This is a genomic window from Enterobacter cloacae complex sp. 372C4, assembly GCF_050030615.1.
Classification (GTDB): Bacteria; Pseudomonadota; Gammaproteobacteria; order Enterobacterales; family Enterobacteriaceae; genus Enterobacter; species Enterobacter intestinihominis.
In genome coordinates this window covers 1711158-1733099 of sequence record NZ_JBLGUQ010000001.1, presented here as the reverse complement: position 1 = coordinate 1733099, position 21942 = coordinate 1711158, and the positions used below count along the sequence as shown (strand labels likewise).

Genomic DNA, 21942 nt, shown 5'->3' with positions numbered 1-21942 from the left:
CGTTCTCCTCAGGACTGTACATGACGCTGGCGCAAATCGGTTGCAATGCGCGACATCACGGGATTGTTAAGCCTGCACCAGCGGATAGCGACCGCCAGCAGCAGGTGGAAAAGGGCAGGGAGCAGCGTCTCCATGGCGGTGATGCCCTGCAATGAGGCGGGTGTCTGGTTGCCCGCGCCTGGCTGATAGGCCACGGCAATAAACACCAGGCTGATGATCCCGGCGCTGGATGCCCACGCGAGCTTGATGAAAAATAGATTGAAGGCGAAATTCATCCCCGAGGAGCGCACGCCGGTTTTCCATTCGCCGTAGTCATCGGCAAAGGCCATTAGCGAGAAGTGAAGCGGCAGGGTGAAGCCCAGGATCACGCCGTTACTTAAAATCACGATAAGCCAGAGCGTCTGGTGCGCCGGGCCACCTGGCAGGAACCACATTCCCATAGCAAGCGCAGCGAGCACCAGGTTGGTGTAGTAGTAGAGTTTGACGGTATCAATCCGCCGCGACAGCGGGTTGACGATCACCGCGCCCAGAATGGCGGCAAAGGTCACCATGGTGAAAAACAGCGAGGTGTACGCCGTGCTGCCCTGAAGCACGTAGGTGATGAAGTACATGTACCCGCCGCCGCGAATGTTGAAGACGTTGATCAGCAGAAACGACATCACCAGCATCAGCAGCAGCTGATCGTTTTTACGCAGGCCCGCCAGGTGCTCGCGCAGGGTGAATTTCCCCATCAGCGCAAGCGGGACGCGCTCGCGCACCCAGAAGAAGCAGCACAAGAACATCACCACAGCGATGGCGCACAGTACGCCGACGCCCAGCTGATAACCCCGGGCGGTATTGCCCTGTCCCAGCTCTGACACCAGCCACGGCAGGCCAACGGAGACCAGAAAGCCCGCCACGCCGCACAGTACGAAGCGCCAGGACTGGCAGGATATTACCTCGTTGTGGCGGGTGGTCATGGTGTTGATCAGCGCGCAATATGGCACGTTGATGGCGGTATAGCCCACTGAAAGCAACAGATAGGTGCCGAACGCCCAGGCGATTTTCACGCCCATGCTGGCGTCCGGGACGGTGAAGGTCAGCACGCCGACGATCCCGATGGGAAGCGCGACCCACAGCTGCCACGGACGAAAACGCCCCCAGCGGCTCTGCGTGCGGTCGGCAATCACGCCCATCACCGGATCGGAAATCGCGTCAAATACCCGAAGGGCAATAAACAGCGTGCCCACCAGCGCGGGCGTCAGGCCAAATACATCGGTATAGAAAAAGGTCAGGAAGTTCATGATCAGGCAGGTAATTACCGTGCCGCCCGCGTCGCCCAGGCCGTAGCCAATTTTCTCGCGGACTGACAGCCGGTCATCGGCTGCCTGTTTTGCAACTTCTGCGTCTGTAATCGGTGTGGAAGTCATGGGGTAACTCCTCGATAAACGATTTTTTATCGTATTTGTGCAAGGTACCCCATTTATTCTGCATTCAACGGGCAGACCAACAAGGGAAGGGAAAAGTATAAAAAGGTGACGATTCCGACCTGATGGTAAAACTGTGAGTTTGATCGAGCTGTTCTGCTGATATTTATTAATAATCAAACAATAAACGCAATATTAGCCACCATAAAAGCGGGGAATTGAATATCCATGCTTGAATTATCCATAGCACTTCCGATTAAGGTTCAAAATGGCGGGTTATTTATCTCCCGGGGCGTGGGTCGTCATCCCGCACGAAAATTATCTTCGTGGGAGATAATCTTTGTCGAAAAAGGGACATTAACGATCCAGGAGGAAAATACGCTGTTTGAGGTAAACGCCGGCGAGAGTTTATTACTTTGGCCGAAGCGGCGGCATGTCGGCGTGGAAGATTTTCCGGGCGATCTCAAATTTTACTGGCTGCATTTTGAGGTGGATGAAGGCTTGCCTGCGTTGCCAGGTGCGACGCCACTGTCGATTGAGCAACACTGTAGCGTGCGGGATCCGCAATATGTTATTGCGTTATTCCGTCAGTTTTTAAGCGAGCAGGAAAAATTACAGCGTAGCCAGGCGCTGGAGATAATTTTGCTGTTAATTTTGCAGCAGATATCGCTCTCGCCGGGATATGAAGATAAAGCGGATGATGCGGGCGCAGCAATGGCGTGGAAGGCCAAACAGCTTATCCGCACTCACTTTCATTTGCCCATATCCACTTCACAGCTGGCGAAAGAGCTGCATTGCAATGCAGATTACCTGGGGCGAGTATTTCGCCGGACGTTTCATTTAACCCTGACGGAGGCAATACACCGCCAGCGCGTCAGGGCCGCTGAAAAATTGTTGCTGAACGATGCGGCCTCATTAACTGAAGTGGCCACCCGGTGCGGTTTTAATGACGTGGGTTATTTCCGGCAAATATTCTCGAAACATACCGGGTTAACGCCCGCCGTCTGGAAACGGCGGTACTGTAAAGAGCATATTAATTCCGGATGAGCGCATCCTCTTTGACCCATCACACCTTCGCTGCCTCGGACGTTATGTATGATGTGCTCAGAACCGGGTTTTAATGCACGCGAGGCATAACTGATGAACCGATTTATTCTGACGGATCCTGAAAAATGTATCGGGTGCCGCACCTGTGAGGTGGCGTGCATGATGTCGCATCAAAGCAGCGCCACGCCAGAAGCATTTACGTCACGTATCCGCGTGGTTAAGGGGGGAACCTTCACCACGGCCGTGGGCTGCCACCAGTGTGAAGATGCGCCCTGCGCGAATGTCTGCCCGACGGGGGCCATTCACCGTGCTGCGGGAGCCTGGCTCGTTGAGCAGGCTCGCTGTATCGGCTGCAAAAGCTGTATGGTGGCGTGCCCGTTCGGGGCAATGCAGGTTCGGGTTGTGGGAGATCGCGTTCAGGCGCTGAAATGTGATTTGTGCATGCATCGCGAGGGCGGTCCCGCCTGCGTCGAAGCCTGTCCCACCCACGCGCTGCGCTGCATAGACCCCGCCAGACTACGCGTGGAACGGCTGCGTAATCTGGCCTGAGGTTTTATTAACCGGCCTCGCGCCAGGCGTTCTCAATCTCTTCGGCGAGAATTTTCACACCCGCTTCGATTTTTTCCGGGTCCGGGACGTAGTTCATGCGCATGCACTGGTGCGTATGCGGCCACGGTTTATCCAGTCCCGGGAAGAAGTAATCCCCCGGCACCATCAGCACGCCACGCTTTTTCAGACGCTGATAAAGCAGCTCTGTCGTAATGGGCAGATCCTTAAACCACAGCCACAGGAAAATTGCCCCTTCCGGTTTATGGATCAGGCAGCGTTCCTCCGGTAAGTAGCGGCGAAGGATGGCGATAGTTTCCTGAACGCGCTGAGAGTAAAACGGCTTGATCACCTCATTTGACAGGCGCAGCAGGTCGTTACGCCTGATCATCTCGCACATCATCGCCGGGCCGATGCCGCCAGGGGAAAGGCTGATAATGCCGTTCATGTTGGTAATGGCGGTGATGATTTTCTCGTTAGCAATGATAATGCCGCAGCGGCTGCCCGGCAGGCCCAGCTTGGAGAGGCTCATGCAGAGGATGATGTTCGGGTTCCACAGCGGACGCGCTTCGCTGAAGATGATACCCGGGAACGGTACGCCATAGGCGTTATCGATCACCAGCGGGATGCCGTGCTGATTCGCCAGCACATCCAGCTTCATCAGCTCGTCGTCGGTGATCACGTTCCCCGTCGGGTTGGTGGGACGAGATACGCAGATCATGCCCGTCTCTTCACCGATATGCAGATGTTCAAAATCGACGTGATATTTGAACTGGCCCTCTGGCAACAACTCGATATTCGGACGTGCGGAAACAAACAGGTCTTCTTCGAGGCCGGCATCGGCATAGCCGATATACTCCGGTGCCAGCGGGAACAGCACTTTTTTCGTGGTGCCGTCGGCGCGGCGTCCGGCGAACAGATTGAATAAGTAGAAAAACGCGCTCTGACTGCCGTTTGTCAGTGCAATGTTCTGTGGTTCGATATCCCAACCCAGCGCTTCCCGCAGCATTGCCGCCAGAAGCGTCAGTAGTTCTGTTTTACCCTGAGGGCCGTCGTAATTACATAGCGCATCGGTTGCTTTACCGTTTTCCAGCATGTCTGCCAGCAGCGTCTGGAAGTAGGTGTTCATCTCCGGAATTTGAGCCGGGTTTCCGCCGCCAAGCATGATAGCGCCTGGGGTGCGCAGCCCGTCGTTGAGGTCCTCCATCAGGCGGGTAATGCCTGAATGGCGGGTAAATTTGTCGCCGAATTGTGAAAACGTCATAGCAGGTGATCTGTCGGGCTTAATATGAAAGGCAGTAACCATAACGCCAGCACCGTGTTGGTGCAAATCGGCGGATGTGGTCGGATTTGTTGTTTTGTATGGTGGAGAGGGATTATTGCAGTGAATCCTTCTGATGAATGTACCCCTCACCCCGACCCTCTCCCCAAAGGGGCGAGGGTGAAAGACCGCACCGTGCAATCCCCTAGCCCCTTAGGGGAGAGGGTTAGGGTGAGGGGGCTGTTCTACTGATTACCCGCCCACACCACCATCACCTTATCGCCCTTGTGCTCGCGCACAAAGCCGTAGCCTTCTTTCACTGACAGCGTTGTTTGCTTGCCTTCACCCACAGCCGGATGACGGGCGCGGAACTGCCCCAGAAGCTGCCAGTGGGCGACAGTTAACGCCTGTTTACCCGTGACGTCCTGCCAGTTCATATCCGAACGGGTTCCCTGTAGCGGATCGGAGCCCGTCGGACCAAATGGACGCTCTGATTCATCGCCGTAATAGATCTGCACGCTTCCCGGCGCCAGCAGCAGTAACTCAGCGGCGCGCTGACCCCCTTCACGGAACAGACGCGTATCGTGGGAGGAGAGATAGCTCAGCACATTAAAACTTTGCAGCTTTTCTGCCATTTGCTGCCAGGTCAAATCCATATCTGCCAGACAGTCCACTGCTTTCGCCGCCTGCTCCTGATAGTCAAAGTTGATCATCGCATCGAAGCCGTGACGGTAATAATCGCTCTGCATCACGCCGTGGCCCCAGGACTCACCGGTCATCCAGAACGGCGCATCGTCGAGTTTTTTGTCCGGGTTGGCGGCCTTCCACGCGGCCAGCGCCTGGCTGGCCTGGTCTTTCAGTTGCTGCCAGGCTTCATGCTCAACGTGTTTGGCGGTATCGACCCGGAAACCGTCGATGCCGTAGTCACGTACCCACTGGCTAAGCCAGTGGGTCAGGTAATCTCGCGGCGTGAAATTCGTCATCACTTTCGCGTTGGTGTCGGGCTTGTGTTGATAAAAGTTCGGCAAACCTGACGGGGTTTTTGATTCCGTTTTCAGATCCGGCAGGAAGGCCAGGGACATGGTCAAGTCGTCAAAGCCCGGGTTGTCGTAATCACCGATATCGGTACGGATCCATTTTTTACCCCACCATTTTTCCCATGCGGCTTTGTCACTGAAGTTGATGTAATCGTTGAAGCTGTGCCAGCTTTGAACCGCGCCTGGCTTCCAGTCAGTCCAGCGTTCGCCGAGCGTTTTTTTCAGCTCATCTCCCTGTAAATAGAGTGCGCCAAACTGATATTGCTGCATATCTGCAAGCGTCGCATAGCCCGCGTGGTTCATGACAACGTCAAACAGGACGCGGATACCGCGCCTGTGCGCGTCGTCGACAAGCTGGCGTAAATCATCTTCGTTGCCCATGTTGGCGTCGAGTTTCGTCCAGTCCTGGGTGTAATAACCGTGATACGCGTAGTGGGGGAAATCCCCTTTGGTGCCGCCGCCAACCCAGCCGTGGATCTGCTCCAGCGGGGAGCTTATCCAGAGCGCATTCACGCCCAGTTGCTGAAGGTAATCCAGTTTGCTGGTAAGCCCTTTCAGATCGCCGCCGTGGAAAGTACCTATCTCCTGCATACCATCTTTATGGCGGCCATAGCTGTTGTCGTTGGTGGGGTCGCCATTCACGAAGCGATCGGTCAGCACGAAATAGACGGTGGCGTTTTGCCAGCTGAACGGCGCGGGTTTGTCCGTTTCGGCGCGCTCAAGCAGCAGCAGGCCATTGCTGTTGGCGGCTGGCTGAAGAGTCACTTTGCCATTTTGAACGGTCGCGGTCTGTTTGCTGTAAAAATCACGCACCACCGTGCCTTCCGGGAACGTGTTAACGACGTCGATCGTGAGCGGTTTGCCGTCCCACTTCGGGCACTGGCGGGTAACGTTTGCGACAGGCTGTGGCGCCGCACTTTGTACCGTCAGCATCAGCGTCGGCGTTCCAGAGCGCGTATCAATACGCATCTGATAAACGCCGTCACGGAATAACCGCCACTGCGGTGGCGTGCCTTCGCACGGTTTGAGCGACAGCATCTCGTTGAGCTTAATGGCCTTTGTCGGCTGCCAGCACGCGTTGTCAAGACTCAACGTCAGTGGACGGGTACCCTTCGCAAGCGTTGCCTGGCTGGTAAAGACGCCGGTACCTTCAGCGTTGAATGCGTCAAATCCCGGCGATGACCAGTCGGCATGCGCGAATGCGGGTAACATCAGAACAACTAATGCAGTGCGTTTCATTCCATTTTCCTGTCGCGGCATTTTTGACCAGTGTGCCATTCGGCTCAGGGGAAAAACTCCTCCTCTGAGGCTTTCTGCCAGGAGGACGCGTAGGGATGAGTGATCCCGCGCAAAATTAGGCAGTTATCTGCGATATCGCGCACATTTTTCCAGTGTTGGTGCTTTAATGAGCATGTTCCGGATGACATAGTTTCGGAATTGGACTATTTATAGACGTGCTCTTGAAGACTATTTTTGGTACGATTTGAGATTCCGCTCTCAAATTTTGAAGAAAATAAGGTGTTGGAATGCTTATATCCGACCAGGAGACCTAATGATATCGACTCCCATTCGACGATATGGGGCCGCGATACTCATGTTACTCACCATGGCATTTTCAGGTGAGGTGCTTGCAAAGACGCACACGGATACAACGAGTAAGAAAGCCCACGTAATAAAGACGACAAGCAGTAAGGTTAGCAGTAAACAAGAGTATTCTCGCAATAGTGCAAAGAGTAGTTCACTTCCTGATTTGCGAAAATACCCTTCCGGGACACCAAGGAAAAAAGCGTTTCTCCGGACGGTAATGCCTTACATTAAAAGTCAAAATGCCGCGATTACTGCGGATCGTAACTGGCTGATCGCCAAACAGTACGATAGCCGCTGGTCGCCGTCTGAGCGCACTCGCCTGAAAGATATCGCCAAACGCTATAAAGTGAAGTGGAGCGGGAACACGCGTCGTGTGCCGTGGAACACTCTGTTAGAGCGTGTGGACATTATTCCAGGCAGTATGGTCGCGACAATGGCCGCCGCCGAAAGCGGTTGGGGCACCTCGAAGCTGGCGCGCAACAACAATAATCTGTTTGGCATGAAATGCGCAAAAGGTCGTTGTACTAATGCACCCGGCAAGGTGAAGGGCTATTCACAGTTTGAATCGGTGAAAGATTCCGTGAATGCCTATGTGGTGAATCTGAACACCCACCCGGCCTACTCTTCGTTCCGTAAGTCACGCGCGCAGCTGCGTAAGGCGGACCAGGAAGTGACGGCCACGGCGATGATCCACAAGCTGAAAGGTTATTCCACCCAGGGACAGCGCTACAACAACTACCTGTTCTCCATGTACCAGGATAACCAGCGTCTGATTGCCGCACATATGTAATGAAAAACGCCTTCCACTGGAAGGCGTTCTTTTTTCTAGAGCAGGACTTCACTGTACCGTTCCCGGTACTCCTTCGGCGTGGTGTCATACTCTTTCCTGAACACCGAATAGAAATACTGAAGCGACGGATAGCCGCACATCTGTGAAATCTCGTTGATCGACAGCGAGGTGGAGATCAGCAGACTGCGCGCTTTCTCCAGCTTTTCCGCATGGATCACGGCGTGGATCGTCTCACCGACTTCCTCTTTAAACCGCTTCTCCAGATTCGAACGTGAAATGCCGACCGAATCCAGTACCTGATCGACCTTAATCCCTTTGCAGGCATGATTGCGAATGTAGTGCATCGCCTGAATCACGGCCGGATCGTTTAAGGAACGGTAGTCAGTTGAGCGACGCTCGACCACGCGAACGGGCGGAACCAGCAGACGCTGGAGCGGCAGGGATTCGTTGTCTAACAGTCTGTGCAGCAGCTTCGCGGCCTGATAGCCCATCTGACGGGTACCCTGCGCCACGGATGAGAGCGCCACGCGCGACAGATAGCGTGTAAGCTCTTCGTTATCAATACCAATCACGCACAGCTTTTCAGGCACAGGAATATGCAAATGTTCGCACACCTGTAATACGTGGCGGGCGCGGGCGTCCGTCACGGCGATAATCCCTGTCTGGGGCGGCAGCGTTTGCAGCCAGTCAGCCAGGCGATTCTGTGCGTGCTGCCAGTTTTCTGGCGCGGTTTCCAGCCCCTGATAAACGACGCCGCGATACTTCTCCTGGGCAACCAGCTGGCAGAAGGCATACTCACGCTCCATCGCCCAGCGCTTTCCGCTGGTGGCGGGCAATCCGTAAAACGCAAAACGATGGACGCCTTTCTCCTTTAAATGGAGGAAGGCGGTCTCAACCAGGGCATGGTTATCCGTGGCGATGTAGTGAACGGGGGGGTAATGTTCCGCTGAATGGTAAGAGCCGCCAACGCCCACGATAGGTACGTCGACACCACTCAGCAACTGTTCAATCACGGGGTCGTCAAAGTCAGCGATAACCCCGTCTCCCAGCCAGTCTTTGATGTTCTCCAGACGGGTACGGAAATCTTCTTCGATGAAAATATCCCATTCGGATTGCGACGCCTGCAAATATTCACCAACCCCCTCAACCACCTGACGGTCATAGGCTTTGTTGGCATTGAATAACAACGTAATGCGGTGACGCTTTTCAAACATGGCTCACTTTCCCAAATTAGTCACGATACGGTTCTCAGGCGCGCCGCTTGGTGGCAGAGTCCATCCAGACTGCCAGCAAAAGAATGGCCCCTTTGACGATATACTGCCAAAACGTCGGCACGTCCATCATACTCATCCCGTTATCCAGCGAAGCCATAATAAATGCGCCCATCACCGCACCCGCCACGCTGCCAATGCCTCCGGCGAGGCTGGTCCCGCCAATCACGCAGGCGGCGATGGCGTCCAGCTCGGCAATATTACCGGCAGACGGGGAACCCGCACCCAGACGTGAGCTGAGGATCAGCCCCGCGATGGCTACCATCAGGCCGTTGATGGCAAAGACGGCGAGTTTGGTGCGCTCGACGTTGATACCAGATAAACGCGCGGCTTCAAGATTGCCGCCGATAGCATAAATACGGCGACCGAATGCGGTACGTGTGGCCATAAACATCCCACCTAACAGCAACAGCGCCAGCAGCAGAACGGGCGTTGGGACACCGCGATAATCGTTTAGCAGCCAGATGGCCCCCAGCACAATCACCGCAGTAAGCGCCTGACGGCCGACAACCGAGGTTGAGGCAGGCGAGGCCAGCCCCAGCGCCTGGCGACGCATGCGTCCTCGCCATTGCCACGCGACAAACGCCATCAGCCCAACCACGCCGATCGTAAAACCGACGCCATCAGAGAGGTAGCTTTGGCCAATCTGGGACATCGAGGCGCTGGTCGGGGAGACGGTAGTGCCGTTGGTGATCCCAATCAGAATACCGCGGAAGGCCAGCATCCCTGCTAAGGTGACAATAAACGACGGGACTTTACGGTAGGCCACCCACCAGCCGTTCCACGCACCCAGCAGCAGACCCAGTACCAGCGTGACCGCAATCGTCAGCGGCAGCGGCCAGCCGAGCCAGACGTCAAAAATTGCCGCCACGCCGCCGAGCAGACCCATCATCGACCCTACCGACAGGTCAATTTCCGCTGAGATAATCACAAAGACCATCCCCACCGCCAGGATCCCGGTGATGGCGGTCTGACGCAGCAGGTTAGAGACGTTACGTGCGCTCAAATAGGAGCCATCGGTCATCCAGGTAAAGAACAACATGATGACGATAATGGCGGCAATCATTACAAAAACTTGCAGATTCAACGATTTAAGTCCTGCGAACGCACCGGGCGTCGGAACAGCGACTTTGATATCAGACGGGTTGCTTTTCGACATGGCGTTCGCTCCTTAAGGCAGCTTCCATCACCTGCTCTTGCGTCAGGTTCTGGTTGTTCAGGTTGGCTTTGAGTTTTCCTTCGTGCATGACCAGCACGCGGTCGCTCAGCCCCAGCACTTCAGGCAATTCGGACGAGATAACAATGACGGCAATCCCTTGCTGCACAAGCTGGTTGATCAGCTTGTAGATTTCATACTTCGCGCCGATATCGATCCCGCGCGTGGGTTCGTCCAGAATTAAAATGCGCGGATTAAGCAACAGGCAGCGCGCCAGAATCGCTTTCTGCTGGTTGCCGCCGCTCAGGCGACCTATCGCCAGTTCCGGCGAGGAGGTTTTCACCTTGAGCCTGGCAAGTGACTGAAGAATACACTGCTGTTCTGCGGCATCATCCAGGCTGCTCAGCGCGCCGGAAAACTGGCTGAGCGCCGCCAGCGTGATATTTTTTCCCACCGCCATGACCGGCACGATGCCGTCTTTTTTGCGGTCTTCGGGCACCATAGCAATGCCTTTGGCAATGGCCTGCTGGCAGTTGTCGATTTTTACCGGCTGACCGTCGATATAAATTTTGCCTTCCCAGCGCCCCGGCCAGACGCCAAACAGACACTGCACGGCCTCGGTTCTTCCGGCACCCACTAAACCCGCAATACCGAGAATTTCGCCGCGGTGCAGCGAGAAGGAGAGGTTATCCACGCGCTTGATGTGGCGGTTAACGGGATGCCACGCCGTCAGGTTTTCCACGCGCAGGAGTTCTTCGCCTATGGTGTGTGGTTCGTTGGGATACAGTGCGGTGAGTTCGCGACCCACCATCATGGTGATGATGTCATCTTCGCTCATGCCTTCTGCTTCACGCGTGCCAATGTGCTGCCCGTCGCGGATGACGCAGATGGTGTCGGAAATAGCTTTCACCTCATTGAGCTTGTGCGAAATATAGATGCAGGCGATACCGTGGTTTTGCAGGTCGCGGATGATATTGAGCAGAACGGCGGTTTCCTGTTCGGTGAGCGAGGCGGTTGGCTCGTCGAGGATCAGCAGGCGTACCTGTTTATTTAGCGCCTTGGCGATCTCCACCAGCTGCTGCTGGCCCAAACCTAAGTCGCCCACGCGCGTATGCGGTGAGATAGCGAGACTCACCTGGGCCAGCAGTTTTTCGCAGCGCAGCGTCATGGTGTCGTAATCCAGTACGCCGTGGCGCGAGAGTTCGACCCCAAGAAAGATATTTTCCAGCACGGTAAGGTGCTTCACCAGCGCCAGCTCCTGGTGAATGATAGCGATGCCTTTACGTTCGGTATCACGAATGTGCGTGGCCTGAAGCACCTCACCGGCAAAGACGATTTCGCCCTCGTAGCTGCCGTGCGGATAGATCCCGCACAGCACCTTCATCAGCGTGGATTTCCCCGAGCCGTTTTCGCCGCACAGCGACATCACTTCGCCGGGGTTCAGCCGCAGGCTTACGTTGTCGACCGCTTTCACCGCTCCGAAGGCTTTGGTGATGCTTTTCATTTCAAGTAAATAAGACATAACTGCTCCGCATAGCCCGACAGATGAACAGGGCAGGTCGATGCGCCCCCGCCGGGCAGGGGCTGCGCTGGATTACAGTTCACTCTTCTTATGGAAACCGTCTTTCACCACCGTGGCGTCAATATTCTCTTTGTTGACTTCGATAGGGGTAAGCAGGCGAGCTGGCACGTCTTTCAGGCCGTTATTTAACGTCGCGTCTGCTTTAGGTTGCTGGCCATTTCCCAGCTCAACGGCAATTTCGGCGGCCGTATTGGCAAGCTCGGTAATGGGCTTATAGACCGTCATAGTCTGGGTACCCGCGATAATGCGTTTTACACCCGCAAGGTCGGCGTCCTGTCCGGAAATAGCGACTTTCCCGGCCAGACCCTGCGCGCTCAGCGCCTGAATGGCGCCCCCCGCAGTGGCGTCGTTAGAGGCCACCACTGCATCGATTTTGTTGTTATTTGCGGTCAACGCGTTTTCCATAATTTTCAGCGCGTTTTCCGGTAACCAGCCGTCAGCCCACTGATCGCCGACGACTTTAATTTTGCCCTCGTCGATATACGGCTTCAGCACTTTCATTTGTCCCTGACGGAACAGTTTGGCGTTGTTATCCACAGGCGAGCCGCCCATCAGGAAATAATTCCCTTGAGGCACTTTTGCGATCAAGCTTTTAGCCTGTAATTCACCCACCTTTTCATTGTCGAACGAAATATAATAATCAATATCCGCATTATTAATCATGCGGTCATAAGCCAGGACTTTTATGCCTTCCTGTTTTGCTTCTTTCACCACGTTGCTTAATACCTGGCCGTTATACGGGATAATGACCAGCACATCGACGCCACGGTTGATCATATTCTCAATTTGCGACATTTGCGTCTCTTCGTTGCCGTTAGCGGACTGAACGAACACCTCCGCACCGAGAGATTCCGCTTTTTTAACAAAGATATCGCGATCTTTTTGCCAGCGCTCCAGGCGTAAGTCATCAATCGCCATGCCGATTTTGACTTCTTTGGCGTGGCCGGCAAAGCTTGCAAGCAGGAGAGTAGTGCAGAGCGTTAGGGTCAGGTTCTTTATCTTCATAATTATTAGGCCTTTTTGTAGGGGTATGTGTAGCTGAGATAAAAGAAACATTCACTGCTGAGACGCAGCAAATTTTTAACGTGGAAAGGCCTGCTGGCAATTACAGATTTTTATCTTCTCATTACGATATTTGGTTTATTTCTGAATTTATGACCGCGATCGGATTTTAAAAAGCGTAACCTATTAATTACATTTGATTCTGGAATGCGCGCCGAAAAATAGTTTGTCTGCACATTATTTTGCGAGCCAGCGCACAATTGCGCATTCTCTCAATAGCAGTGTGAAATAACGTAATTGAGCAACCTCCAATGTCTATTCACTATTACTCCAGAAGCAAGACCACGCCGCATACCCTGATTATGGAGCTCAATATGCAAGCTTATTTCGACCAACTCGATCGCGTTCGTTTCGAAGGCACGAAAACGACCAATCCTTTAGCATTTCGTCACTACAACCCGGATGAGCTGGTGCTGGGTAAGCGCATGGAAGATCACTTGCGCTTTGCCGCCTGCTACTGGCACACCTTCTGCTGGAACGGTGCCGATATGTTCGGCGTGGGCTCTTTTGACCGTCCATGGCAACAGCCGGGCGAGGCCATTGAGCTGGCGAAGCGTAAAGCCGACGTCGCGTTCGAGTTCTTCCATAAGCTGAACGTGCCGTACTACTGTTTCCACGATGTGGACGTGTCGCCGGAAGGGGCGTCGCTGAAAGAGTATCTGAACAATTTTGCGCAGATGGTCGACGTGCTGGCTGAAAAACAGCAGCAAAGCGGCGTGAAGCTGCTCTGGGGTACGGCTAACTGCTTTACCAACCCTCGCTATGGCGCGGGCGCGTCAACCAACCCGGACCCGGAAGTCTTCAGCTGGGCGGCAACCCAGGTCGTGACTGCGATGAACGCCACGCATCAGCTGGGCGGTGAGAACTACGTTCTCTGGGGCGGTCGTGAAGGCTATGAAACGCTGCTGAATACTGACCTGCGCCAGGAGCGTGAGCAGATTGGCCGCTTTATGCAGATGGTTGTGGACCACAAGCACAAAATCGGCTTCCGCGGTACGCTGCTGATTGAGCCAAAACCACAGGAGCCAACCAAGCATCAGTACGACTACGATGTCGCCACCGTGTATGGCTTCCTGAAGCAGTTTGGTCTGGAAAAAGAGATCAAAGTGAACATTGAGGCTAACCACGCCACGCTGGCGGGCCACTCGTTCCATCACGAAATCGCCTCTGCGATTGCGCTGGGCATCTTCGGATCGGTGGATGCGAACCGCGGCGATCCGCAGCTGGGCTGGGATACCGACCAGTTCCCGAACAGCGTCGAAGAGAATGCGCTGGTGATGTACGAAATCATCAAAGCGGGCGGTTTCACCACCGGCGGCCTGAACTTCGACGCCAAAGTGCGTCGCCAGAGCACCGATAAATACGATTTGTTCTACGGGCATATTGGCGCGATGGACACCATGGCGCTGGCGCTGAAGGTGGCGGCCCGTATGATTGAAGACGGTGAGCTGGATAAGCGCGTGGCGAAGCGCTACAGCGGCTGGAACAGTGAGCTGGGCCAGCAAATTTTGAAAGGTCAGTTATCGCTTGCGGAGATCGCGAAGTACGCTGAACAGCATCAGTTGGCACCGCAGCATCAGAGCGGCCATCAGGAACTGCTGGAAAACCTGGTCAATCACTACCTGTTCGATAAATAACAGCATTCATGCCCGGTAAGCGCAGCGCCGCCGGGCATTTCTGTCAAAGGAGTCACCACATGTATATCGGGATCGATCTTGGCACGTCGGGGGTGAAAGCCATCCTGTTAAGCGAGCAGGGCGATGTGTTAGCCACGCAGACTGAAAAGTTGCAGGTTTCACGCCCGCAGCCACTTTGGTCGGAACAAGATCCGGAGCAGTGGTGGCAGGCGACGGACCGCGCGATGAAAGCCTTAGGTGAGCAGCACAGCCTGCGCGACGTGAAAGCGCTGGGCATTGCCGGGCAAATGCATGGCGCCACGCTGCTGGATAGCCAGCATCGTGTACTGCGCCCGGCTATTCTCTGGAACGATGGCCGCTGTGCGGAAGAGTGCGCGATCCTTGAGGAGCGTGTGCCTGCGTCCCGCGAGATTACGGGCAATCTGATGATGCCCGGTTTTACCGCGCCAAAACTCCTGTGGGTGCAGCGCCATGAGCCTGAGATTTTTCGTCAGGTGGCGAAGGTTCTGTTGCCGAAAGACTACCTGCGTTTTCGCATGACGGGGGATTTCGCCAGCGACATGTCTGACGCCGCGGGCACGATGTGGCTCGACGTGGCGAAACGGGACTGGAGCGAAGCGATGCTGGATGCCTGCCAGCTGACGCGCGATCATATGCCTGCGCTGTTTGAAGGCAGTGATATCACGGGCGCTTTGCAGCCTTCTGTTGCTGAACGCTGGAATATGCCAGCCGTACCTGTCGTTGCCGGCGGTGGCGATAATGCGGCGGGTGCGGTCGGCGTGGGGATGGTGGAGACAGGACAGGCCATGCTCTCGCTCGGCACTTCCGGCGTCTATTTTGCCGTCAGTGACGGCTATCGTAGTAACCCTGAAAGCGCCGTACACAGCTTCTGCCACGCGTTGCCGGGTAAATGGCATTTGATGTCGGTGATGCTGAGCGCGGCATCCTGCCTCGACTGGGCGGCAAAGCTGACCGGAATGGCGGACGTCCCGGCGCTTATCACAGCGGCACAGCAGGCGGATGATACTGCCGGTGCGGTCTGGTTTTTACCGTACCTTTCCGGCGAGCGGACGCCGCATAACAACCCGGAAGCGAAAGGGGTCTTCTTCGGCCTTACCCATCAGCACGGCCCGGCAGAGCTGGCGCGCGCGGTGCTTGAAGGGGTCGGTTATGCGTTGGCGGACGGCATGGATGTCGTGCATGACTGTGGCCTGACGCCATCCAGCATTACGTTAATTGGCGGCGGGGCACGAAGCAGCTACTGGCGGCAGATGCTTTCCGATATCAGCGGGTTGCAGCTGGACTATCGTACTGGGGGAGATGTTGGTCCGGCGCTCGGTGCGGCACGGCTGGCGCAAATTGCGCTGAACCGGGATAAACCACTGCCCCAGCTTTTGCCCCAGCTGCCGCTTGAACAGCAGCATCGTCCTGATGCGAAAAATCATGCTCGCTACGCTGAAAGACGAGACGTTTTCCGCAAAATCTATCAGCAGCTTTTACCGCTAATGTCATAAACAGGAGCCGGGTGGCGCTAACGCTTACCCGGCCTGCCAGCCTTCAACCGGGTTAGCTCACAAACCTGCGTGTATCGATGCGTTGCAGCAGCATTGAGAGCAGCAGGCTGACAACCAGCGTAACGGTAAATATCCAGACAATATCCAGCACCGGCCAGCTTTTAAGCTCAACGCCGCGGGTGCGCAGGGCGTGGATCACCAGCGCGTGAAAACCGTAAATGCCCAGCGAGTGGCGAGAGATAAACCCCAGCACCGGAAGCGGGCGGGCATTCAGGGTGTTTTTAAACAGGGTCAGCAGCGAAACCGCGCAGATAAAGACCATCGGCCCGCAGTAGAGATACCAGGTATCGGCAAAGTTTCCGCGCCATTGCAGCTCGTGCAGCGTCCCTCGAGAGATAATAAACACACCGGCGATAAATGCTGCCGCGCAAAGCCAGTTTATTCCTCTCTTTTGCGTCTCCATCATGCCGATGGCGCGCCCCAGCATGCCGTACAGCACGTAATAAAACGTATCGCCGTTGATATAGAGGTTAACGGGCAGCCATTCAAAGCCATCAATTTTCTGTGAGACGGTATTCGGGTTTGCCACGATCCCGATTATTACCATCAAGGCCAGCAGCATTTTACCGCTAACGTTTTTTACCTGAATTAACGGCGAAACCAGATAGATAACCATTATCGCGAAGAAAAACCACAGATGATAGAACACTGGTTTTTGCAACAAATTGAGCAGGGAACGTTCAGCATTAATTGAAGTGAACAGGATGATATAGAGCAGCGAAATGGCGCTGTAAAACAGCAAACAGGAGACAATACGGATGAAATGTCTCGGCTGCGCGCTACGCTCGCCAAAAAAGAGAAAACCGGAAATCATAAAGAACAGCGGGACGCTCACGCGTGAGGCTGAGTTCAGAATATTGGCGACATCCCAGTTAACAGGGCTGATACTGTGCGCGTTCGTGACATACCAGGTCGTAGTGTGGATCATCACCACCATCAGACAGGCTATTCCCCGCAGGTTATCAATCCAGTTAATTTTTGACTGCATCAGTTCCTCTGTATTCCTGATAAAGAAAGTGTGACTGCGATTGCGTAAAACTTTTCCCTTGGAAAATTCTGAGTTTAACCAGGCTGTCTTGTCGGGAGCTGGCGAGATTCGCAGAATGTTGAACATTAATCTATAAACGTGTTGCTACTAAAAATAACAGCCACTGACCAGGGCGGTAATAAAAATGATGATGAAGCGTGGGGCGTCACTCTTTCTGCTGCTTTTATTAGCAGGGTGCAGTGCTTCTCAGGAGGCTCCAGTCCAAAAAGCGCAGCAGGGGAAAATGAGCCCGGAGCGTTCCCTGAATATGGAACAGCTGTGCAGGGATCAGGCGGCTCAACGTTATAATTCCGAAGCACAGAAAATTCATATTAACGGCTTCGAGCGCTTTCAGGGCAGCTATGAACTGAAAGGCTATACGGCGCGTAAAGAGGGCTTTGTCTACTCTTTTGATGCAGACGGCCAGTTTTTACATCTCTCAATGCGCTAAATTGCTCGTATAAGCAGCAACCAGAGCCTTCGCAGGTTCTGGCTGTAGGGCTTATTCCCCAATTTTCCCTAAACAACCCCGTTTCGTACTGTATATCTTGCAGCCAGCGGGTATACTGATCCCTTCCATTTAAAACCACACGTATCCAGCACGAAATACTATGCAAAAGTTTGATACCAAGACCTTCCAGGGCCTGATCCTGACCTTACAGGATTACTGGGCTCGTCAGGGCTGCACCATTGTTCAACCTTTGGACATGGAAGTTGGCGCAGGCACCTCACACCCGATGACCAGCCTGCGCGCGTTAGGGCCAGAGCCGATGGCGACCGCCTATGTTCAGCCATCCCGTCGTCCGACCGATGGCCGTTACGGCGAAAACCCGAACCGTTTGCAGCACTACTATCAGTTCCAGGTGGTGATTAAGCCATCACCTGACAATATTCAGGAACTGTACCTCGGGTCACTGAAAGAGCTGGGTATGGATCCGACCATTCACGACATTCGTTTCGTGGAAGATAACTGGGAAAACCCAACGCTGGGTGCCTGGGGTCTGGGTTGGGAAGTGTGGCTGAACGGCATGGAAGTGACCCAGTTCACCTACTTCCAGCAGGTTGGCGGTCTGGAATGTAAACCGATCACCGGCGAAATCACCTATGGTCTGGAACGTCTGGCCATGTACATTCAGGGCGTAGACAGCGTTTACGACCTGGTCTGGAGCGACGGCCCGCTGGGTAAAACCACCTACGGCGACGTGTTCCATCAGAACGAAGTGGAGCAATCCACCTATAACTTCGAATACGCGGACGTAGACTTCCTGTTCACCTGCTTCGAGCAGTACGAGAAAGAAGCCCAGCAGCTGCTGGCGCTGGAGACTCCGCTGCCGCTGCCTGCCTACGAGCGTATTCTGAAGGCTGCCCACAGCTTCAACCTGCTGGATGCCCGCAAAGCGATCTCCGTGACTGAACGTCAGCGCTACATTCTGCGTATTCGTACCCTGACCAAAGCCGTTGCTGAAGCTTACTACGCGTCCCGTGAAGCCCTTGGCTTCCCGATGTGCAACCGAAACAAATAAGAGGCGGCCATGTCTGAGAAAACTTTCCTGGTGGAAATCGGCACTGAAGAGCTGCCACCAAAAGCCCTGCGCAGCCTGGCTGAATCTTTCGCTGCGAACGTCACTGCTGAGCTGGATAACGCTGGCCTGGCGCACGGTAAAATTGAGTGGTTTGCTGCACCGCGTCGTCTTGCGCTGAAAGTGGCAAATCTGGCGGCGTCTCAGCCGGATCGCGAAGTTGAAAAACGTGGCCCGGCCATTGCCCAGGCGTTCGACGCGGAAGGCAAGCCGAGCAAAGCGGCTGAAGGCTGGGCGCGCGGCTGCGGTATCACCGTCGATCAGGCCGAACGTCTGACCACCGACAAAGGTGAATGGCTGCTGTATCGTGCCCATGTGAAAGGCGAAAGCGCGGAAGCGCTGCTGCCAGATATGATTGCGACCTCGCTGGCTAAGCTGCCGATTCCTAAGCTGATGCGCTGGGGAGCGTCTGACGTACACTTTGTGCGTCCGGTTCACACCGTGACCCTGCTGCTGGGCGATACCGTTATTCCGGCGACCATTCTGGGCGTGGCGTCCGATCGCGTGATCCGCGGCCATCGCTTTATGGGCGAGCCGGAGTTCACCATCGACAATGCTGATCAGTACCCGCAGATCCTGCTGGAGCGCGGTAAGGTCATTGCTGACTACGAACAGCGTAAAGCCAAAATCAAAGCTGACGCCGAAGAAGCGGCGCGCAAAATTGGCGGTAATGCCGATCTGAGCGATAGCCTGCTGGAAGAGGTGACCTCTCTGGTCGAATGGCCGGTTGTGCTGACCGCGAAATTCGAAGAGAAATTCCTGGCCGTTCCGGCTGAAGCGCTGGTGTACACCATGAAGGGTGACCAAAAGTACTTCCCGGTTTACGCCAACGACGGCCAGCTGCTGCCAAATTTCATCTTCGTCGCGAACATCGAATCGAAAGATCCGAGCCAGATTATCTCCGGTAACGAGAAAGTGGTGCGTCCACGTCTGGCGGACGCCGAGTTCTTCTTCAACACCGACCGTAAAAAACGTCTGGAAGATAACCTGCCGCGTCTGCAAACCGTACTCTTCCAGCAGCAGCTGGGTACGCTGCGCGACAAGACTGACCGTATCGCGGAGCTGTCCGGCTGGATTGCCCGTGAAATTGGCGCCGACGTTAACCACGCTACCCGCGCGGGCCTGCTCTCCAAGTGCGACCTGATGACCAACATGGTGTTCGAATTTACCGACACCCAGGGCGTGATGGGCATGCACTACGCGCGTCATGACGGCGAAGCGGAAGACGTGGCTGTGGCCCTGAACGAGCAGTATCAGCCGCGCTTTGCCGGTGACGATCTGCCGTCTAACCCGGTTGCCTGCGCCGTGGCGATTGCCGATAAGATGGACACCCTGGCGGGTATCTTCGGTATCGGTCAGCATCCGAAAGGCGACAAAGACCCGTTTGCGCTGCGTCGTGCTGCGCTGGGCGTGCTGCGCATCATCGTAGAGAAGAACCTCAATCTCGATCTGCAAACGCTGACCGAAGAAGCGGTCCGTCTGTACGGCGATAAGCTGACCAACGCGAAGGTTGTGGATGATGTTATCGACTTTATGCTCGGTCGTTTCCGCGCGTGGTATCAGGACGAAGGTTACTCCGTTGATACCATTCAGGCGGTGCTGGCGCGTCGTCCGACCCGTCCGGCAGATTTCGATGCGCGTATGAAAGCGGTATCCCACTTCCGTACGCTGGAAGCGGCGTCTGCGCTGGCCGCGGCCAACAAGCGTGTATCCAATATCCTCGCGAAATCCGACGAGACGCTGAACGAACGCGTAAACGCTGCAACCCTGAAAGAGCCGGAAGAGATTTCTCTGGCGATGCAGGTTGTGGTGCTGCGCGACAAGCTGGAGCCGTATTTCGCGGAAGGTCGCTACCAGGAAGCACTGGTGGAGCTGGCGGAGCTACGTGACGTCATCGATGCCTTCTTCGAGAAGGTGATGGTGAATGTGGAAGATAAAGAGCTGCGTATTAACCGTCTCTCGATGCTTGAGAAACTGCGTGAGCTGTTCCTGCGCGTGGCGGATATTTCGCTGCTGCAATAATGTAAAAAACCCGCCCCTGACAGGCGGGAAGAACGGCAACTAAACTGTCTCTCTTCGCCAATGGCGCCATTACTGCGTTGGCTGCGCTCGTTCACCCGAATCACTTACTAATGTAAGCTCATCGGGATTCGCTCGCTTGCCGCCTTGTTCTGACGTCATTGGCTTTAAGATACTTTTCCTTATTTACATTTACACTCTCTCAAACACCGTCGCGATCCCCTGACCCAACCCGATACACATCGTCGCCAGTCCGAACTGGGCATCTTTGCGTTCCATCAGGTTGATCAGCGTGGTGCTGATACGCGCCCCGGAGCAGCCCAGCGGGTGACCGAGGGCGATCGCGCCGCCATTGAGGTTAATCTTCTCGTCGATCTGATCCATCAGCCCCAGATCTTTAATGCACGGCAGGATCTGCGCGGCGAACGCTTCATTCATCTCAAAGAGGTCGATATCACTTGCGCTCAGCCCCGCTTTTTTCAGCGCCAGTTTTGACGCCGGGACCGGACCGTAACCCATGATGGAAGGATCGCAGCCCACGACTGCCATCGAACGCACGCGGGCGCGTGGCGTCAGGCCTAATTCGCGGGCGCGGCTTTCGCTCATCACTAACATGGCGGCGGCACCGTCGGACAGGGCAGACGAGGTGCCCGCCGTTACCGTGCCGGTGACCGGATCAAACGCCGGACGCAGGGTAGAAAGCGCTTCAACAGTGGTTTCAGGACGGATAACTTCGTCGTAGCTGAACTGCTTCAGTACGCCGTCTGCGTCGTGACCGCCGGTTGGGATGATCTCATTCTTAAAGGCACCAGACTGCGTGGCGGCCCAGGCGCGGGCATGCGAGCGCGCGGCAAAGGCATCCTGCATTTCACGGCTGATGCCGTGCAGACGGGAGAGCATCTCGGCGGTCAGGCCCATCATACCGGCGGCTTTCGCCACGTTGCGGCTCATGCCCGGATGGAAATCGACCCCGTGGCTCATCGGCACGTGGCCCATGTGCTCCACGCCGCCCACTAGACAGGCCTGCGCATCGCCGGTCATGATCATCCGTGCCGCGTCGTGCAGCGCCTGCATCGACGAACCGCAAAGACGGTTGACGGTGACCGCCGGAACCGAATGCGGGATCTCCGCCAGCAGAGACGCGTTACGGGCGATGTTGAAACCCTGCTCCAGCGTCTGCTGGACGCAGCCCCAGTAAATATCGTCCAGCGCAGCAGGGTCCAGCGCCGGGTTACGCGCCAGCAGGCTACGCATCAGGTGCGCCGAGAGATCTTCCGCACGCACGTTACGGAATGCACCGCCTTTTGAACGGCCCATCGGGGTGCGAATTGCATCAACAATGACAACCTTTTCCATTGTG

The 21942-nt window shown here is 55.3% G+C and carries 17 protein-coding genes; 8 read left to right on the top strand and 9 right to left on the bottom strand.

Annotation, left to right across the window (positions count from 1 at the left end; all coding sequences use genetic code 11):
* Positions 1–8: 8 nt before the first annotated feature.
* Positions 9–1409 carry an MFS transporter gene (locus tag ACQG11_RS08300; RefSeq protein WP_022649754.1) on the bottom strand — a complete coding sequence of 467 codons (1401 nt, stop codon included), beginning with the start codon at positions 1407–1409 and terminating at the stop codon, positions 9–11.
* Between the two features lie 225 nt (positions 1410–1634).
* Between ACQG11_RS08300 and ACQG11_RS08295 the strand changes: the two genes are divergently transcribed.
* Both ACQG11_RS08295 and ACQG11_RS08290 read left to right on the top strand, forming a co-directional pair.
* The gene (locus ACQG11_RS08295; RefSeq protein ID WP_022649753.1) at positions 1635–2453 is read left to right on the top strand and encodes an AraC family transcriptional regulator; all 819 of its coding nucleotides are present in this window, start codon (positions 1635–1637) and stop codon (positions 2451–2453) included.
* 93 nt (positions 2454–2546) lie between these two features.
* Positions 2547–3002 carry a 4Fe-4S dicluster domain-containing protein gene (locus tag ACQG11_RS08290; protein ID WP_045309001.1) on the top strand — a complete coding sequence of 152 codons (456 nt, stop codon included), beginning with the start codon at positions 2547–2549 and terminating at the stop codon, positions 3000–3002.
* Between the two features lie 7 nt (positions 3003–3009).
* On the opposite strand, the gene avtA is transcribed toward ACQG11_RS08290, so the two are convergent.
* A complete protein-coding gene (gene avtA, locus ACQG11_RS08285; protein WP_045622149.1) occupies positions 3010–4263 on the bottom strand; it encodes a valine--pyruvate transaminase in 1254 nt (417 codons plus the stop codon).
* 242 nt (positions 4264–4505) lie between these two features.
* A complete protein-coding gene (locus tag ACQG11_RS08280) occupies positions 4506–6536 on the bottom strand; it encodes an alpha-amylase (protein WP_063163875.1) in 2031 nt (676 codons plus the stop codon).
* Positions 6537–6849: 313 nt separating this feature from the next.
* Here ACQG11_RS08280 and ACQG11_RS08275 point away from each other — a divergent pair, with 313 nt between their 5' ends.
* On the top strand, positions 6850–7674 hold the full coding sequence (locus tag ACQG11_RS08275) for a protein bax (protein WP_022649749.1): 825 nt from the start codon (positions 6850–6852) through the stop codon (positions 7672–7674).
* Positions 7675–7709: 35 nt separating this feature from the next.
* On the opposite strand, the gene xylR is transcribed toward ACQG11_RS08275, so the two are convergent.
* From xylR to xylF, 4 genes are all read right to left on the bottom strand, one after another.
* Complete coding sequence (xylR, locus tag ACQG11_RS08270; RefSeq protein ID WP_038416899.1) at positions 7710–8888, bottom strand: D-xylose utilization transcriptional activator XylR; 1179 nt, start codon at positions 8886–8888, stop codon at positions 7710–7712.
* Between the two features lie 34 nt (positions 8889–8922).
* Positions 8923–10104, bottom strand: coding sequence for a xylose ABC transporter permease XylH (gene xylH, locus ACQG11_RS08265; protein WP_003860151.1), 1182 nt, complete (start codon positions 10102–10104; stop codon positions 8923–8925).
* A complete protein-coding gene (locus tag ACQG11_RS08260) occupies positions 10082–11623 on the bottom strand; it encodes a xylose ABC transporter ATP-binding protein (RefSeq protein ID WP_063152813.1) in 1542 nt (513 codons plus the stop codon). Before ACQG11_RS08260 ends, xylH begins: the two co-directional genes overlap by 23 nt.
* A 72-nt stretch (positions 11624–11695) precedes the next feature.
* Complete coding sequence (gene xylF, locus ACQG11_RS08255) at positions 11696–12688, bottom strand: D-xylose ABC transporter substrate-binding protein (RefSeq protein ID WP_022649746.1); 993 nt, start codon at positions 12686–12688, stop codon at positions 11696–11698.
* A 371-nt stretch (positions 12689–13059) separates the two neighbouring features.
* On the opposite strand from xylF, the gene xylA reads away from it, so the two are divergent.
* Both xylA and xylB read left to right on the top strand, forming a co-directional pair.
* The gene (gene xylA / locus ACQG11_RS08250; protein ID WP_045622160.1) at positions 13060–14382 is read left to right on the top strand and encodes a xylose isomerase; all 1323 of its coding nucleotides are present in this window, start codon (positions 13060–13062) and stop codon (positions 14380–14382) included.
* Positions 14383–14441: 59 nt separating this feature from the next.
* Positions 14442–15896, top strand: coding sequence for a xylulokinase (gene xylB / locus ACQG11_RS08245; protein ID WP_063163876.1), 1455 nt, complete (start codon positions 14442–14444; stop codon positions 15894–15896).
* 52 nt (positions 15897–15948) lie between these two features.
* Here xylB and ACQG11_RS08240 read toward each other — a convergent pair whose 3' ends face one another.
* Complete coding sequence (locus tag ACQG11_RS08240) at positions 15949–16944, bottom strand: acyltransferase (protein ID WP_022649743.1); 996 nt, start codon at positions 16942–16944, stop codon at positions 15949–15951.
* 184 nt (positions 16945–17128) lie between these two features.
* On the opposite strand from ACQG11_RS08240, the gene ACQG11_RS08235 reads away from it, so the two are divergent.
* The 3 genes from ACQG11_RS08235 to glyS all read left to right on the top strand — a co-directional run bounded on the left by ACQG11_RS08235 (position 17129) and on the right by glyS (position 20585).
* Positions 17129–17434, top strand: coding sequence for a YsaB family lipoprotein (locus ACQG11_RS08235; protein ID WP_426728301.1), 306 nt, complete (start codon positions 17129–17131; stop codon positions 17432–17434).
* A 160-nt stretch (positions 17435–17594) separates the two neighbouring features.
* Positions 17595–18506, top strand: coding sequence for a glycine--tRNA ligase subunit alpha (gene glyQ / locus ACQG11_RS08230; protein WP_003860141.1), 912 nt, complete (start codon positions 17595–17597; stop codon positions 18504–18506).
* A 9-nt stretch (positions 18507–18515) separates the two neighbouring features.
* On the top strand, positions 18516–20585 hold the full coding sequence (glyS, locus tag ACQG11_RS08225; protein ID WP_022649741.1) for a glycine--tRNA ligase subunit beta: 2070 nt from the start codon (positions 18516–18518) through the stop codon (positions 20583–20585).
* Between the two features lie 189 nt (positions 20586–20774).
* Here glyS and fadA read toward each other — a convergent pair whose 3' ends face one another.
* The gene (gene fadA / locus ACQG11_RS08220; protein ID WP_000416981.1) at positions 20775–21938 is read right to left on the bottom strand and encodes an acetyl-CoA C-acyltransferase FadA; all 1164 of its coding nucleotides are present in this window, start codon (positions 21936–21938) and stop codon (positions 20775–20777) included.
* Positions 21939–21942: the final 4 nt, after the last annotated feature.